The organism is Leptolyngbya sp. 7M (assembly GCF_018128485.1).
Genome location: NZ_CP070897.1, coordinates 2,354,118 through 2,367,758 on the forward strand (window position 1 = coordinate 2,354,118; position 13,641 = coordinate 2,367,758).

Here is a 13,641-nt window from a genome sequence, read left to right on the forward strand (position 1 = left end):
CTCCTTATTAGCCGTTGTAAACCCGCACCTCGTAAAAACAGGGTTCGCCTTCTTCGCTGCATCCTTCTGACAGAAGTAAATTTCGATAGAGCGGATGTTCGGTAAGCCTCCTCCGGATCCGCGCGATCTGAGTCTCTGTGGCAGAGCCGTTTCTCTCTATCGAAGCAGCAGCGGCCCATAGGCTTTCATACAGAAGCCGAGTGCCCACTGTTCGCGTTCCCAGGCGATCAAGCGGATAGTGTGTCCCCCTGAGATAAAGTGTGTTGGCGAGGTAGGCTGCAACCTCATCGTCCACGCATGCGATGGCGGTTCTCGTCGGGCCCAAGGTAAGATCGAATGATGCGTGAACCGCCTCGTGTACGACCGCGGACTTGTTGTATCTTCGATTTCGGATCGGCCGGAGGTTCAAGGCTCCGCCATTTTCCGGATCAGGGTCATATTCGCCGCCCCTTCCTCGAGCAAGCGGTTCGGAGGCTACCTGTATTCTGTTTGCCTCGATCGCAGTGATCACTCTGCTGAAAGTTGTGCTGTTGACTGATATTGGAGTTTGGTAGATCGATAGAAAAGTGAAACCGAACCCCATTGCCTCCGCGCTCCGTAATATCTCTAAAACTTCGTCTCTTAGTGACATGGTTTTGTGTTCATTGATTGCAGTTGTCAATGACTCCTTTCGTTTGGTTTTCTCAATATCCAGATAAATTTTTACGATTTACTTCCATCGCTCGAGTGTTGACCTTATTGCATCAAGAGGTGATTCAAATTCATCCTTAACACCGACCTTGTACTGCGAGTTGATACAGCCTGTAAAACTACGGACTCTGGACAAAGCTATTGTTAAGATCAGTATTTTCATTTTTCCCTTTTTTTCATCTATGCCGCTCAGCAACCGCATTCGCCGGCTGCCTTTATTGATTGAGAAGCTGCTCCTTTCCTCACGGTGATCGTTACGTTGTATTTCGTCCACTCGCAGCCTTCGTCGCGCGGCGGGCAAACCCGCGTCACCGTGTAATCTATGCGAACTGAGAAGCCCGGTCCGCTGTACTCCTCAAAATATCGGTCCCCGACCCTAACCCTACCGCTTGTCTTCTCGGTTGACTTGATCAATTTCAGGCGGGTGTCTCTGCCGTTTATGTTCATCCAGCCGACGTTCGAACCAAGCTCTGAGACGAAGATAAATTTTGTAGAGTTTCGCTTACTCGCTTCGGCTGGCACCTGAAATGAGCAGGAGCAACCTTCGGCTCGATCAGAGTTCTTTAACTCGGCGATCTTTACCTGTCCGTGAACTGATGCGCCGACACAGAGAAGCAGTATCAGCGCGGTTGAAAGGCCCAAGTGTTTTAGGAATGTTTTATCTCTAGTTACCATCGCTTACCTCAAGTTTGAATGTCGGTCTATTTTTGATCACCCTGTTTCTAAATATCTTTTTCAGGTCGTGGGTCTCGGTCTTGTTGGGCATTACGCCAGGCCGGGGCGGTATTACGGTGTGTTTGTCAAGGCCGGGCATATCCCTCGGGTCGCCGCTGTCTCCCCATAGATAGTCGCTATAGACACCAAGAGTAATGTTGTCCCCTTCAAGCGTGAGCAACTCGGCCCATTTTCGGAAGAAGACCTCGCCGCGTTTCGGATCGACCACAGAGAAGTAAGATGCCCCCAGGCCGCCATCGCTCATTCTGACCAGTAACGGTGTTTCACCGCTGCTAAGTGTCACGGGCATCAGAGCGTCAACAATATAGTATTGCGACATGATCTTGCGCTTCTTTTCGGCCCTTGTCTCGTAGATCCACAGGGCATGGCCTTCGTCCTCAAAGCCGCCGGCACCTCCAAAGGCAGACCCCCTGGTCGAATAAACAACTTCTTTCCCTTCATTGATAATCCAGACGTTAACAACACCGTCTGCGACCTTTCGTTCCTCGCCTACAATGCGGAGATAGAGTGTTCCGCTGAATCCCGCAGATTCAATGCGAAACTCTATCGCCGGTGTCACGACGGGTTCCTGCGACAGACCGGCCATTGAACAGAACATCAACAAAAGCAGGAAGATCGAAAGTCTTTTCATAACTCAGTCTTCACTTCATCAGGCCTGTAAGAATAAACATTCCAACAGGGAATATGATCATGATCAGCCACCAAAGGCCCGATTCGAAATAGCGGTCCAGAAGCCAAAAGTAGAGCCACATCAATGCCATCGTGACCGGAGCGGCCAACACCTCAGCAAGGAAGTCCTCACTTATCGCCAGATTGAGTAAAAATGCCACTGCGGTATATGCCCCCGCAAGAACGATCGGCTTGTGGTAGTGGACACTCAGCTTTACGAAAGCGGCCAGTAGAATTATTCCAAGGATCATTCGTCCCTCGTCTAGCTATGTGAAATAAGGATGTGACGGATCGTCATTTTTGCTGCACACGTAAGCCGCATAGATTCCGATCACAGGCTCCCATAGTCATCTGAAAAATCGAAATCTTCAAGAGAATGGCTACGCGAGACCCGACTTCTATAGCGTTGAACCAATGGCCTCTCTTTGCCTCTCTGACGCTTTACCGTCACCTGTCCGGTGACCAAATTCGTTACGGTCTCAATTGATGTATCTGATCCTGTATCGAGCTCGAACTTCCGCAGACCGACCAGCTCCCACGACCCCTCGTTGAGCCCGAACGTGTAGTGAACCGCCTTTGCTGTTGCCAGTGTCTTAGTGTTGATCTGAACGATGAGGCGTGAGTTTTTGATCTCCATGCCTTCATACAAAACTAAGCCTTCCCTAAAAGGGGCCTCTTTTGACTTTTCTACACATCGAAAACCGGCAGGGCTTTCGCCAATAAGAACAAATAGTTGTAGGGTCTCTATGTTTAAGGTAATGCCAGTTTCCAGTTCCTCTTTCCTTTCGCGTTGAAGCAGCCCCACCCAGTCGGGAATCCTGTCGCGATCAAGATCGCCGCGCGCCTCGTCGACTAATTTACCGCCATCTGCTATCGGCGAACCGATAAAGTCATCTATAGATGTAAATTGCTCGCCGCGACAAACATTGTTTTCAACGGCGATCCCATGGAAAAGATCGTAATTTGCATCGATCAAAGGAGAGGCGACCAAATGCCCTGCAAACATCACTACTATCAGACACAGAACGGCACCATTTGGCATTGCCATTGAACAGCCTTCGCCGAATTCATAAGTTGTTCTCATCTTTGTTTCCTTGTAGTCTGTTAGCATTCAGTCTAACTTCGCTCCGACTATGGCGATCTGTTCACTGCCGGGCATATATTTGACGTTGAGTATCCGTCCGGGTTGAATGTTGGGCAGATGTGTCAGTGGTATATTCATCCTTTGGTTGGTCACAAAGCTCGGCATATTCGTCGGCCTGACCTCCAACGTGACATCAATGACCGGACTGTGATTGATCCTGACCCCGGTCTCGCTTAAGCGAAGGACCTCGGCCTCGGCGTCTAAGCCGTTAGCAATTATGCGCCTGGTCTTGATGCCGCCGACCACGTAAGAAGTAACGAAAAAGAATGCCGAACCTATGCCCGAAGCCACCGCCAAGACGATCCAAATACCGGTTCCGGCGAAGAAATCGTCGCTATCTGCCTGGGCTGACCCAAAGAGCGTTTCTGCGAGCGGCCCTCGGATCATGACCATCGCAAAAAAGATCCATACGAAGATAAAACAGATCTTCCCCAACATTTCGAACGGTCTCTTAGAACTCATTTCGATCCTCCGTTATACTCATTCCGATCCTTTGGTCGTCTCGATCTAGAGAGACCTGGTCGAAGAGCTCCAATTCCGATCGCATATTCGTGTCTTTCATTACTTTCTTGTTGCCAAGATCTACCTGAAACGTCCTTTTGTTTCCGTTTCATCTTTGTTAAGGGGCCATTAGATCTCTGTAAGAATTACCTCTATGCCGCCCACGATCTTCGCTTGACCGAAAACATCGCCCGGCCAGCAGAAATAAAGAAAGATAAATGCCGTAAGAACAGCTTTCCGAAAATATGGAATCTTATTCCTGCTCCGCATAGTTATAATCCCCCCTCGCCGCGGCACGGCTTGTCCGCCGAAACATCGGCAAATTCCCTTGCTTTCAGATTCTGATCTTTTCCGGGTTTGACGATATCGGTAATACAGGCGGTCGGGCCCGCGACCTTAATAACGACCAGAAACGATTCCGCTTTATCAAAGCGAGTCGGGTCCTCATAAGCATTGAAACGCACGATCAAGGCTCCTACGCTTTGGCTCTTGCCGTTAATTGTGACCCACTAAGGCCCCGCAAAACGCCGAAATACTCCAGATTCTCTTCAGGGGTCAGCCGCCAGTAGACATTGCGATTTCCTTCTAAAACAGCCCCAATTGACCGGAGGGCTTTAGGATCTCGGTGAGGGTCACGCCCGCTAATTTTTACCTGACCTGCATCTGGCACAATTAACCCGGCGATAATTTTAATGGTTGTCGTTTTACCAGCACCATTTGGCCCCAGAAACGCCAGCACTTCGCCTGCTGAAATCTGCAACGAAACATTCTGTACCGCTGCAACGTTTTTGCTCTGGGCACGATAAAATTTTTGGAGGTGAACCGCTTGCAAAACCTGCATAGAGACACAAAACACTTGTCTCTACAGTGTAACGAAAGTGTAATAAGAACCTCTAGTGTAGCGGGCAACTATCGCCAGCGTCGATCGGACGAAAGGGTGATCATTAATCTATGCTATTTAGCGCTATTTAGCACCTCATTGGCGCGGAAGTCTGCCTTGTAGTTTTAGGCATTGCTGAATTTAGGGATGATTTTGCCTCTCTTCCCAAAGTTGAAGCAACCAATCCCTTTTACGTTTCCGTGGATATAAACTCAATTTAGCTTATACTTTATATCCGACATATGCGATTGGTAATACTCTAACAGGTCGTTGAGGTAGTCCATCGTCGAGACAAGTTAGCCAACAACTCTCTAGCATACCGAAGCAATCCCTGTGGGTAATAACGTAGCAATAGATAGAAGGATTGGGCCGCTAATTGAGGCTGCTTTGTGAGCAAATAGAATTTGATGTCATAGACCATATGACGGCCATATATCTTGATCCAGTGCTGCTTGCCTTGACGATAGGCAGTCTGATACTGCGGATTCTGACGGAGGTGGGGCTGTTGTTTTTTCAAAACTTTCAGAGTAGAGGCCAAATGATGCGAAGGACGGGCCGTTGTCGAAGCACTGACATCATGGGTCCGGTAGGCTACAACCTCCTGATTGTGACAATGACCTGGAAACGCGGCTGCAACCCGCAGGTACATATCATAATCTTCTGCCACCGTCAGCGTCGTATCAAATTTTCCTACTGTTTCAAACACCGAGCGATGAAACAAATGACGAGCTGGTGGATGGACCGAATTGCCTTTGAGAATGTTGGGATAGATAGGCTGAGGGTAAGGGTGCTCTAGGACGGCACGATTGGAACCTTGAAGGCGCATTCCATTGATATCGATGTTTCTACAGACGCCAAACACAAAACCACAGTCAGGGTGCTGGCGAAATGCTGCGAGTCCAGCCTCTAGCGCGTTAGGCAGCAGGTAATCATCGTGGTCTAAAAAAACAATATATTCTCCACAACTGACCTGTAAACCATAGTTTCGAGCAGCAGATACACCTTGTCGAGATTGATAAATATATTTAACTTGCGGATAGCGAGCTACAATCGCTCTGGTTTGATCAGTTGAACCATCATCAACTACAATGATTTCTGTTGCCGCAATCGATTGGCCTAGTCCGCTTTCAATTGCTTCAGCTAAAAATCGTTCTGCGTTATAACAAGGAATGATTACCGATACAGTTTGCAAATTCACGTTAATGTACCCCGAAAAGTATCATCAATCTAAACATTTAGATACAAGCTCTAAGATCAAGTTACTTAAACCAGAACATTCTTTATCTAGAACAAACATTTACTCTGATCATAAAAAACTATGCATTCACAATTTAGTTTTCTGGAACCCTTTGGAACACACCTTATTGCGAATTCAGCTAATTACAGATCTAACGACAAACTCATTCAGAGCTAGGATTCAGCTAATTTACTAACGTAATTGATTCAGACGCACCCAGCGTTACAACTAGTGGAGCTAGTTCAATTTGACTGCATTTACTTGATCTAGAGCCTAATGATCTAGAACCTAATGATCTAGAGCCTAACCAGTATCGCACTCACAAGACCGTACAAGGCTTGCAGGTATGCTTCCAGTTTATCTTGGTGTTAGCATTTCTACTGAGGTTTTGACTCAATTTCATCACTACTTTACCAATAGATCTACGGAGGAAAGGCATGGCAGTACTACTCAATTCGATCAGCCTACCGTCTAAAGCGGTTGCAATTGGTCCCTGTAACTCTCTACAACTACGCTGAGTACCAATCCAGAACCGCAGCAGAATTGGCAAAAACTTTATAATTACCGCATAAGTACTGCCGTAATCACCGCTAGCAGCACCGAGTGCGTTGCACGGGTCTAGACCTAGGGTGAGCGTTACCTAGGCGGTAACCATCCGAGCCATTAGCAGAATAATTGGCACACTAATTGGCAGATTAACTAGCAGACTAATCGGCACACCAACCGACAGATTACAAAATCTGATTCAAATGAGCAAATCAAAAAGAGCAGCCCCATCTACTGGATGCAAGCACCAATATCGATGAGGCTGGAGACGCAGTTAGGAGGTATCTTGAATTCCACATTAACTGCAGAAAGCAAAAATGCCGTTCGTTTTAATAAGTTCTTAAGCTATGCCGAGAAAAACAAGAATTTTTTACTATATTTTGTTGTTTTTCTTACCAAATCATAGAGTTTTATTGAGGCGTACTGATTCTAATTCTATTCTTCGACCCGATAGCCGAGTTCAGACAATTGCAGTCGAGACTGCCGCCACTTGGGTTGCACTTTGACAAACAGTTCTAGATAGACCTTTCCCATCAGCAGCTTCTGAATTTGCTGACGGGCATTTGTGCCAATAGTTCGCATCATGCTGCCCTGTTTGCCAATTAAAATACCCTTTTGCGAATCGCGCTCGACATAGATGGTGGCTAGAATTCGGGTAATCTCCGGATCTTCTTCAACCCGGTCGATAATCACCGCAACTGAATGGGGCACTTCTTCACGAGTCAGCGCCAAGATCTGCTCTCGAATTAACTCACCTATGATGAACCGCTCTGGCTGATCGGTAATCAGGTCAGGCGGATAGTAGTAGGGACCAGCTTCGAGTCGGTCGATCAGACAAGTCTGTAGCTCTTCGAGACCATCCCCCGTCAGGGCAGAAAATTTAGCAACGGTCCAGCCATGGACTGCTGCGAGCTGCTGATAGGATTGATCGAGTTCGGACGTTTCTGTCGGCTGCTGGTCAATTTTATTGATGCCGAGGACAACGGGCACCGAAGCTTGGTTGAGCAAATTTGCAATATAGCGATCGCCTCCGCCCGCAGGCACGCTACCATCAACCACAAACAGCACCAAATCCACTGACCCAATTGCGTTTTGCGCATTACGCACCAGCACCACCCCCAACTCGTGCTGAGGTTTATGAATACCGGGTGTATCCACAAAAATAATTTGGGCTGTAGGCAGGGTGAGGATGCCCTGTAGACGATTGCGCGTCGTTTGGGCCACTGGAGAGGTGATCGCAATCTTCTGCCCTACTAATCGATTCATCAAAGTTGATTTACCAACATTGGGGCGTCCAATAATGGCAATGAAGCCTGACTTAAACCCCGCTGGTGCAGCAGGAATTAAGGAACCTAGCGTGACGAACGGAATAGAAGAACCGGAACTGGGATCATTGGAATCATTAGCATCAAATGTGCTCATATCATGCGGCCTCGGTAGGTTGCACTCAATGGGGATAGGTTGAACTGGTCCTGCCTTCTCAGGCTAGCCCAGCCCCGCTTAGATCGACAGCCCCAATCAATCAAGCCAAATCATAGATTGAAATGAATCGGTCGGTCGAAAAACTGCATTCTACGACATAACAGAACATTACAAAGTTTCTTTAAGCTAATTTGCTTTGTGGAAAACTCTTAAATTTCTGTGGAAAACCCTGGGGAAAGACTGGGGAAAACGACCGGTTTTGGGAGAAAAGATTCACTCTGTCTCCACACTTGTGCAAAACTAAATTCTCTTTCCACAGCTTTTTCACAGCCCCGCAAGCGCCAGAATCCAGGGATATCAATCATCACAGGATGTTTTCCACAGTTTCCACAGCCTCTACTACTGCTAGATCTCTTTAAAGCTATTTCAGGATATAAGAATTTGGTGATCGAGAATCGAGTTATGTTGTTCGGTTCGGTGATTCCTATTCTGTAGGCATAAAGTGAGGCATAAAGTGGCAAACCCCCCGTTGCTGTCAAAGAAATTAGCCCAAAAAATTGCATCTTTTGAAACCAGGGGTGCTACGATTACGCTTCGAGCTAACCCATGGTTAAAAAAATCGGTTACGATTAACGTCCAAATTCACAAAATTTCCGCTGTGGGCCAGTAACCACGCAGTCGGAAGCTGCACCAGAAACGACCCAGATCCATGAAACTCATCTGCAACCAAAGCGAACTGAACACCCACCTCTCCCTTGTAAGTCGAGTTGTGCCGTCTCGTCCTAGTCACCCAGTTTTAGCCAATGTGCTGTTGAGTGCTGATGCTGCAACACAGCAGATTAGCCTGACCGGATTTGACCTCAGTTTGGGTGTGCAAACCAGCTTTCCGGCTCAGGTTCAGCAAGAGGGCACCCTGACCCTACCTGCAAAGCTGCTGGGCCGCGATCTTCACCCCGACGCTTGCCCCTATCCTGGTAGCACCGGCTTCAAACATCGCCCGGGCATCTTCTATACCTTTGACGCCACCAGAAGCCTTTACTCCGAGTGCATTGCCGACCGTATGCCGCATCAGGGCAACATCGTGAACTGTTGCTCCGCCTTTGGCAAAACCGGTTGAGGTCTTTACGAAATCTGCTCCGGCATTTTTTGCGGCAATACAGGCTCTAACCTTTTCTTCATCGGTCAATAAAGCGGTTTCTATAATTACCTTGCAAAGAACGTCATTCTCGTGCGCCGCTTCTACAACAGCACGAATATCGTCTTCAACGGCGCAATCATCACCTGATTTAAGGGCACCAAGATTGATAACCATATCAACCTCTCGAGCGCCATTAAAGATGGAGCGCCGGGCCTCGAATGCTTTTACATCCGGAAGCGTCGCCCCTAGCGGGAAACCGATGACGGTACAGACCGGCACACCACTTCCCTTCAATTGTAGAGTTGCCTCTCTGACCCAGGCTGGGTTTACACATACAGATGCGAAACCAAATTCCCTAGCCTCATTGCAAAGTTGACGGATATCCTCGATAGAGGCATCCGGACGAAGAAGGGTGTGATCAATAAGGCTGGCCCAGTCGCGCGCGGTAGCTGTTTCACCGAGTACCGTGCCGATGCGAGACGCCCCGGCATCTACAATTCTCCTGACGTCTGTGTCACAAAACGACGGACACTCCACCTCGCCGCCAAGTCTGGCTACAATAAGATCGGTGATCCGTTCAACTATCTGGTCGTAATTCCCGTTGAACTCCATTTGACTTGAATACCTCTCTCAGAACTCGCGTTCTATCGAAACGATCTTGCCAACTCGGCGAAGATGTCGTTCCTCGCTTATATCGTGAGCAATAAAGGCTTCCACGATCGAAGCAGCTTCATCAAAGGATGTTATCGAACTACCAAGTGTCAAAACATTTGCCCCGTTGTGTTCCCTCGCATTTATGGCCAGTTTTACCGAGTAACAGGCCGCCGCCCTAACACCGTTGACCTTGTTCGCGGCCATCGCGCTTCCGATGCCCGCACCGTCTATCAATATTCCCGCGTCAGCGGAACTGCCGGCAATAGCCCTGCCAACAGCGAGGGCAATATCAGGATAATCCACCGGATCTGTTGAGTGTGTCCCAAAATCTCGAATGCTTATCCCAAGGTTTTCGATAAAGGGCTTCAGCTTTTCCTTGAGCTCGAATCCTCCGTGATCCGCTCCGATAGCGATCGTCTTTACCTTCGTGCCGACTATCCGTTCCTCTTTAATTATCAGTTCAATACCGCGTTCTAAAACAATATCACGAGCAAGCGGTGTAAATTTAGAATCTCGTTTTATTCGAAGCCGGGAACCATGATCGAGTCCTCGAAGATCGTCTTCCGTAATAAGCGACTTTGCCGATTCGTCGCGGTCAAATTCCCGTTCGTGTCTCTCCTTAAGGGAGTTTACGATTATATGTTCGGGGTCGGCATCCCGCTTCTCGGACGAGCTTTCAGGAAATCGCGACAGAACCTCCTGCACGAGCGCTTTTATCTTATCTCTTTGGATGGTTGAACTCATTAGATCGTATAGACATGTACGAACCCGCTTGTAAATTATAGACCCATTGACTAGTATTTCTAAAAATCGCCGACCAGATATTCACTTTTTATGGAAGCAATACAAACTCCGTCCAACGTTACAGAATTCACCGACCCATCGCTTGAGGTGCTTTTTTCCGCAGAGCAGATCCGCGAAAGGATCCGCGAGCTAGGACGAACGATCACATCGGATTATCAAGGGAAAGAATTAGTTCTGGTCGGCGTATTAAAGGGATCCTGCATCTTCATGGCAGACCTGATGCGGGAAATAGATCTGCCGCTTACGATAGATTTTATGTCAGTATCCAGCTATAAGGACGGGACAGTTTCAACAGGCGATGTGGAGATCCTGAAAGACCTAAGCAATCCGATACGGGGAAAACACGTGCTCGTTATCGAAGACATCGTCGATACCGGGCTAACTTTGACACGATTGCTTGAGATCCTCGGTTCTCGCGGAGCGGATTCCATCCGCCTCGCAAGCTTTCTTGATAAGCCGGAACCGAGGATAAAGAAAGAGCTTGTTATTGATTACACCGGTTTCGTTGTTCCGAACAGGTTTGTCGTCGGATACGGATTGGACGCCGCCGGACGCTACCGAAACCTGCCGTTCATTGCCGTACTCACATCCGCCGAGACTAAGACCTAGATCGTCGTCGCATTCTCACGAAGATGTCGGCTGGCCAATAAACCTCGCGTCAAAAAATACAGGCCCACCAAGTGAAATCCGAACCCAAAAAGGTCTCTTAGCCCGATCATCAGCATCGAATCGAGTACATATAGAAAGATCCCGATGACAAAGGCCAGATCGCTGCCGCGACGTGCAAAATAACCGAACAGAGCAAAGCCCGCTGCGATCAGCAAATTGACGATCAGCGCCGAAAGAGTCAAGGGTGGCACGACCCCATCCGCTGTCAATGCCCCGGAAGTACCATCTATCCATCTCGTTATCCCAAAAGCTGCCATTGAATTCGGTGTGTTGAAATAAAAGACGATCAGCGAGTTCACGGCGGACGCCAATGCAAGCCAGTAGAACCAGTGCGCACCCGCATTTCGGGCCTGGCGCGGCGAATACTGGATGGTCTGTTGTTCAATGTGCTCCATTTCTAAGCCTCCCGATCAGATTGATTGAACTTGCGCGCAACGATAATAACATAGCTTTTCACCGTCCAGAGCAAATTTTGCAAATGTGTGTGAGCAATTGACGAGAACTAAATATTTAGCTAGAATTTAGGTTTTTCGGCTGCGTAGAGTAATAGCCGGTCGAAAAGGAGAGCTGAACACAAATGAGTTACGCGATCATAAAAACCGGTGGAAAGCAATTTCCAGTTCAGGAAGGACAGACGGTTCGTGTGCCTTCGCTGAAGTCTGATGAGGGCAGCAGCCTTGAGATAGATGCGCTGGTAATGGGCGAAGGAGCCAAAGCCAAGATCGGAGGCGGAAAGGTTTCCGCAACGGTCATCGGTCACGGACGTGGCGATAAGATAATCGTATTCAAGAAGAAGCGTCGCAAACAATACAAGCGGAAGCAGGGACATCGTCAAGGATTTACAGAGATAAGAATCGAAAAGATCTAGTCTCGAAATAGGAGTTAATATGGCTCATAAGAAAGGTGTAGGTTCATCAAGGAACGGGCGGGATTCGAACGCCCAACGGCTCGGCCTCAAAAAGTTTGGCGGACAAAAAGTATTGGGCGGCAACATTCTTGCCAGACAGCGCGGAACCAAGTGGAAGCCCGGCAAGAATGTAGGGCGTGGGAAAGACGATACGCTCTTTTCCTTGATCGATGGTGTGGTCAAATTTGAGGATAAGGGACGTAAAGGAAAATTCATCAGCGTTTATGCTGAAGGTTCAACTGAATTAACGGCTACAACAGCCTAACTTTACAATTTCCAGATTCGTAACTTTAAGGGTAAATAGCCAAACCGGCTATTTACCCTTTTGATCGTTTGCTGGGAAAAATTTTTGTTTTCGATTTTTTTTCAGAATGCTATAAATGAGTTTTCCACAAGGGTTGTCATTGGACCCGACGCGACTGCCTCCGTTTTGGCTAAGCATTCTAGCTAGTGCCAAAAATATCCACAGTTTTATCCACAGAATATCTCGAAAGTTTTCCACAATTAGTCTTCCGATGCTGATAGGAGAGCAGCTATTTCTTAAAGTATTTTCTACTTGACTTAACAAAAATCGGGTGTATTATCGCTACATAGTCGAAATTGCTTACGGGCGTTTTGACCGATTCAAGGAAGTGGGATGGATGCGGTGACGCTTTATCCGGCTGCGACAGACGCGGAGATCAGTTGCGTGCGACGCCTTGGATCGAAGCCGAAAGGCTTGCTAGGGTAACCCCGGTTACCTGAGTTGTTCGGATAAAAACGGACAACGCCTTCGAGAAATGATCAGCTCGAAAGGTGCTTAGTCGCTCGCGTCTTCGGATGCTGAGCCTCGTTGCCGGGAACGTAACCGGCGGTGGAGGAAAAGCCACCAATCAAAAACCTAATGGCACCGTGCATTGACTTGCAGCGAAAAGCTTCGGTTTTTCGGGTGCTGACCGGAGTAGGGAGCCCCCCGCAGGGCCGCTTCGGGATAAAAAATAAGCGGTTCGAACGTGTACATGCGAGAGCCGCACCTCATTCTGAACATTTCGATGTTCATAATGAAATTCAAAGGCGTCGTTTTGAGCGATCAAGACGACGCTTTTGTATTTTGTTTCCCTTATTTCTAATCGATAGCTACCTAAATCGCTTTTGCCAATAGTCGCCCGCCGAAATAGAATTCTAAAGCAGGCAATGTTTTTAGATCGCGTAAAGATCCGGGTCAAAGCAGGTGACGGTGGGAATGGCGTAACCGCGTTCCGTCGTGAGAAATTCGTTCCGAGAGGTGGGCCACAAAGTTTTTCAGCATATAGCCATCGTTGCTTGCTGCTTCGATCACCAAACTGTGTTCGTTTAAGTTTCTGGTTTGGATCAGAGATTGGGCACTGGCACCAAAGTGTTGCAGCAGGGATTTCGAAACCGAAGAGAAATAGGGATAATCCCGACAAAACAGAATCTCTGGAGGCACGATTTCAGTAATCTGAACCAGCCCACAGTTGGGGCAAAAGGCCAGATCAAGCGGCGCAAAAATTTCTGGCTGCGACAGTTGTTCTTCTGTCAGCAGGGCGTCTGCGAGCGGTGTCGTTCCAAACGAAAGAATCAGATCCAGATGCGGGTTGCGACAAGAATGACAGGCAATTTTTGAATCGTGCATGATGATGCGTAT

The 13,641-nt window shown here is 48.0% G+C and carries 18 protein-coding genes and 3 pseudogenes; 5 read left to right on the top strand and 16 right to left on the bottom strand.

The genetic code is table 11. The features are described from left to right. Nucleotides 1–7: 7 nt before the first annotated feature. The 11 genes from JVX88_RS11230 to era all read right to left on the bottom strand — a co-directional run bounded on the left by JVX88_RS11230 (nt 8) and on the right by era (nt 7,824). Entirely contained in the window at nt 8–631 is a 624-nt protein-coding gene (locus JVX88_RS11230; protein ID WP_211627389.1) for a hypothetical protein, read from the bottom strand. Between the two features lie 248 nt (nt 632–879). Continuing rightward, nucleotides 880–1,365: a hypothetical protein gene (locus tag JVX88_RS11235; protein WP_211627390.1), complete on the bottom strand. Its 486-nt coding sequence runs from the start codon at nt 1,363–1,365 to the stop codon at nt 880–882. After that, on the bottom strand, nt 1,355–2,056 hold the full coding sequence (locus JVX88_RS11240) for a hypothetical protein (RefSeq protein ID WP_211627391.1): 702 nt from the start codon (nt 2,054–2,056) through the stop codon (nt 1,355–1,357). The genes JVX88_RS11235 and JVX88_RS11240 overlap by 11 nt, the downstream gene beginning before the upstream one ends. A 10-nt stretch (nt 2,057–2,066) precedes the next feature. Continuing rightward, nucleotides 2,067–2,345 (bottom strand): hypothetical protein, encoded by a 279-nt coding sequence (locus JVX88_RS11245; RefSeq protein WP_211627392.1) that lies wholly within the window; start codon nt 2,343–2,345, stop codon nt 2,067–2,069. An 80-nt stretch (nt 2,346–2,425) separates the two neighbouring features. Next, nucleotides 2,426–3,178 carry a hypothetical protein gene (locus JVX88_RS11250; RefSeq protein ID WP_211627393.1) on the bottom strand — a complete coding sequence of 251 codons (753 nt, stop codon included), beginning with the start codon at nt 3,176–3,178 and terminating at the stop codon, nt 2,426–2,428. A gap of 27 nt (nt 3,179–3,205) precedes the next feature. Next, nucleotides 3,206–3,700 (bottom strand): hypothetical protein, encoded by a 495-nt coding sequence (locus JVX88_RS11255; RefSeq protein ID WP_211627394.1) that lies wholly within the window; start codon nt 3,698–3,700, stop codon nt 3,206–3,208. A gap of 168 nt (nt 3,701–3,868) precedes the next feature. Further along, a complete protein-coding gene (locus JVX88_RS11260) occupies nt 3,869–4,009 on the bottom strand; it encodes a hypothetical protein (protein ID WP_211627395.1) in 141 nt (46 codons plus the stop codon). A 2-nt stretch (nt 4,010–4,011) separates the two neighbouring features. Continuing rightward, complete coding sequence (locus JVX88_RS11265; protein ID WP_211627396.1) at nt 4,012–4,203, bottom strand: hypothetical protein; 192 nt, start codon at nt 4,201–4,203, stop codon at nt 4,012–4,014. Between the two features lie 11 nt (nt 4,204–4,214). Continuing rightward, nucleotides 4,215–4,580: an ATP-binding cassette domain-containing protein gene (locus JVX88_RS11270; RefSeq protein WP_263975493.1), complete on the bottom strand. Its 366-nt coding sequence runs from the start codon at nt 4,578–4,580 to the stop codon at nt 4,215–4,217. A 298-nt stretch (nt 4,581–4,878) separates the two neighbouring features. Next, nucleotides 4,879–5,817 carry a glycosyltransferase gene (locus tag JVX88_RS11275; protein WP_211627397.1) on the bottom strand — a complete coding sequence of 313 codons (939 nt, stop codon included), beginning with the start codon at nt 5,815–5,817 and terminating at the stop codon, nt 4,879–4,881. 1,020 nt (nt 5,818–6,837) lie between these two features. After that, nucleotides 6,838–7,824 carry a GTPase Era gene (gene era / locus JVX88_RS11280; RefSeq protein WP_211627398.1) on the bottom strand — a complete coding sequence of 329 codons (987 nt, stop codon included), beginning with the start codon at nt 7,822–7,824 and terminating at the stop codon, nt 6,838–6,840. A gap of 709 nt (nt 7,825–8,533) precedes the next feature. On the opposite strand from era, the pseudogene JVX88_RS11285 reads away from it, so the two are divergent. Beyond that, nucleotides 8,534–8,701 (top strand): annotated as a pseudogene (locus JVX88_RS11285) (DNA polymerase III subunit beta); the annotation flags it as partial. A 42-nt stretch (nt 8,702–8,743) separates the two neighbouring features. Here the strand turns inward: JVX88_RS11285 and deoC are convergent. After that, a complete protein-coding gene (gene deoC, locus JVX88_RS11290) occupies nt 8,744–9,574 on the bottom strand; it encodes a deoxyribose-phosphate aldolase (RefSeq protein ID WP_211627399.1) in 831 nt (276 codons plus the stop codon). 18 nt (nt 9,575–9,592) lie between these two features. Next, entirely contained in the window at nt 9,593–10,360 is a 768-nt protein-coding gene (locus tag JVX88_RS11295) for an RpiB/LacA/LacB family sugar-phosphate isomerase (protein WP_211627400.1), read from the bottom strand. A gap of 90 nt (nt 10,361–10,450) precedes the next feature. Between JVX88_RS11295 and hpt the strand changes: the two genes are divergently transcribed. Further along, nucleotides 10,451–11,029 carry a hypoxanthine phosphoribosyltransferase gene (gene hpt, locus JVX88_RS11300; protein ID WP_211627401.1) on the top strand — a complete coding sequence of 193 codons (579 nt, stop codon included), beginning with the start codon at nt 10,451–10,453 and terminating at the stop codon, nt 11,027–11,029. On the opposite strand, the gene JVX88_RS11305 is transcribed toward hpt, so the two are convergent. After that, on the bottom strand, nt 11,026–11,484 hold the full coding sequence (locus tag JVX88_RS11305; RefSeq protein ID WP_211627402.1) for a hypothetical protein: 459 nt from the start codon (nt 11,482–11,484) through the stop codon (nt 11,026–11,028). The two genes, hpt and JVX88_RS11305, sit on opposite strands and share 4 nt — an antisense overlap. A gap of 182 nt (nt 11,485–11,666) precedes the next feature. On the opposite strand from JVX88_RS11305, the gene rplU reads away from it, so the two are divergent. Next, nucleotides 11,667–11,957 carry a 50S ribosomal protein L21 gene (gene rplU / locus JVX88_RS11310; RefSeq protein ID WP_211627403.1) on the top strand — a complete coding sequence of 97 codons (291 nt, stop codon included), beginning with the start codon at nt 11,667–11,669 and terminating at the stop codon, nt 11,955–11,957. A gap of 19 nt (nt 11,958–11,976) precedes the next feature. Then, entirely contained in the window at nt 11,977–12,261 is a 285-nt protein-coding gene (rpmA, locus tag JVX88_RS11315) for a 50S ribosomal protein L27 (RefSeq protein ID WP_211627404.1), read from the top strand. Nucleotides 12,262–12,676: 415 nt separating this feature from the next. Here rpmA and JVX88_RS11320 read toward each other — a convergent pair whose 3' ends face one another. Beyond that, nucleotides 12,677–12,865, bottom strand: coding sequence for a hypothetical protein (locus JVX88_RS11320; RefSeq protein ID WP_211627405.1), 189 nt, complete (start codon nt 12,863–12,865; stop codon nt 12,677–12,679). Between the two features lie 304 nt (nt 12,866–13,169). Here JVX88_RS11320 and JVX88_RS44000 point away from each other — a divergent pair. Continuing rightward, nucleotides 13,170–13,268: pseudogene (locus JVX88_RS44000) on the top strand (hypothetical protein); the annotation flags it as partial. A gap of 166 nt (nt 13,269–13,434) precedes the next feature. Here JVX88_RS44000 and JVX88_RS42990 read toward each other — a convergent pair. Further along, nucleotides 13,435–13,629 (bottom strand): annotated as a pseudogene (locus JVX88_RS42990) (class I SAM-dependent methyltransferase); the annotation flags it as partial. Nucleotides 13,630–13,641 lie beyond the last annotated feature (12 nt).

What these genes read in the sequence shown, in the direction of transcription:
- JVX88_RS11230 (WP_211627389.1), bottom strand. Translation starts at nt 631, where the DNA reads ATGTCACTAAGAGACGAAGTTTTAGAGATATTACGGAGCGCGGAGGCA.
- JVX88_RS11235 (WP_211627390.1), bottom strand. Translation starts at nt 1,365, where the DNA reads ATGGTAACTAGAGATAAAACATTCCTAAAACACTTGGGCCTTTCAACC.
- JVX88_RS11240 (WP_211627391.1), bottom strand. Translation starts at nt 2,056, where the DNA reads ATGAAAAGACTTTCGATCTTCCTGCTTTTGTTGATGTTCTGTTCAATG.
- JVX88_RS11245 (WP_211627392.1), bottom strand. Translation starts at nt 2,345, where the DNA reads ATGATCCTTGGAATAATTCTACTGGCCGCTTTCGTAAAGCTGAGTGTC.
- JVX88_RS11250 (WP_211627393.1), bottom strand. Translation starts at nt 3,178, where the DNA reads ATGAGAACAACTTATGAATTCGGCGAAGGCTGTTCAATGGCAATGCCA.
- JVX88_RS11255 (WP_211627394.1), bottom strand. Translation starts at nt 3,700, where the DNA reads ATGAGTTCTAAGAGACCGTTCGAAATGTTGGGGAAGATCTGTTTTATC.
- JVX88_RS11260 (WP_211627395.1), bottom strand. Translation starts at nt 4,009, where the DNA reads ATGCGGAGCAGGAATAAGATTCCATATTTTCGGAAAGCTGTTCTTACG.
- JVX88_RS11270 (WP_263975493.1), bottom strand. Translation starts at nt 4,580, where the DNA reads ATGCAGGTTTTGCAAGCGGTTCACCTCCAAAAATTTTATCGTGCCCAG.
- era (WP_211627398.1), bottom strand. Translation starts at nt 7,824, where the DNA reads ATGAGCACATTTGATGCTAATGATTCCAATGATCCCAGTTCCGGTTCT.
- deoC (WP_211627399.1), bottom strand. Translation starts at nt 9,574, where the DNA reads ATGGAGTTCAACGGGAATTACGACCAGATAGTTGAACGGATCACCGAT.
- JVX88_RS11295 (WP_211627400.1), bottom strand. Translation starts at nt 10,360, where the DNA reads ATGAGTTCAACCATCCAAAGAGATAAGATAAAAGCGCTCGTGCAGGAG.
- hpt (WP_211627401.1), top strand. Translation starts at nt 10,451, where the DNA reads ATGGAAGCAATACAAACTCCGTCCAACGTTACAGAATTCACCGACCCA.
- JVX88_RS11305 (WP_211627402.1), bottom strand. Translation starts at nt 11,484, where the DNA reads ATGGAGCACATTGAACAACAGACCATCCAGTATTCGCCGCGCCAGGCC.
- rplU (WP_211627403.1), top strand. Translation starts at nt 11,667, where the DNA reads ATGAGTTACGCGATCATAAAAACCGGTGGAAAGCAATTTCCAGTTCAG.
- rpmA (WP_211627404.1), top strand. Translation starts at nt 11,977, where the DNA reads ATGGCTCATAAGAAAGGTGTAGGTTCATCAAGGAACGGGCGGGATTCG.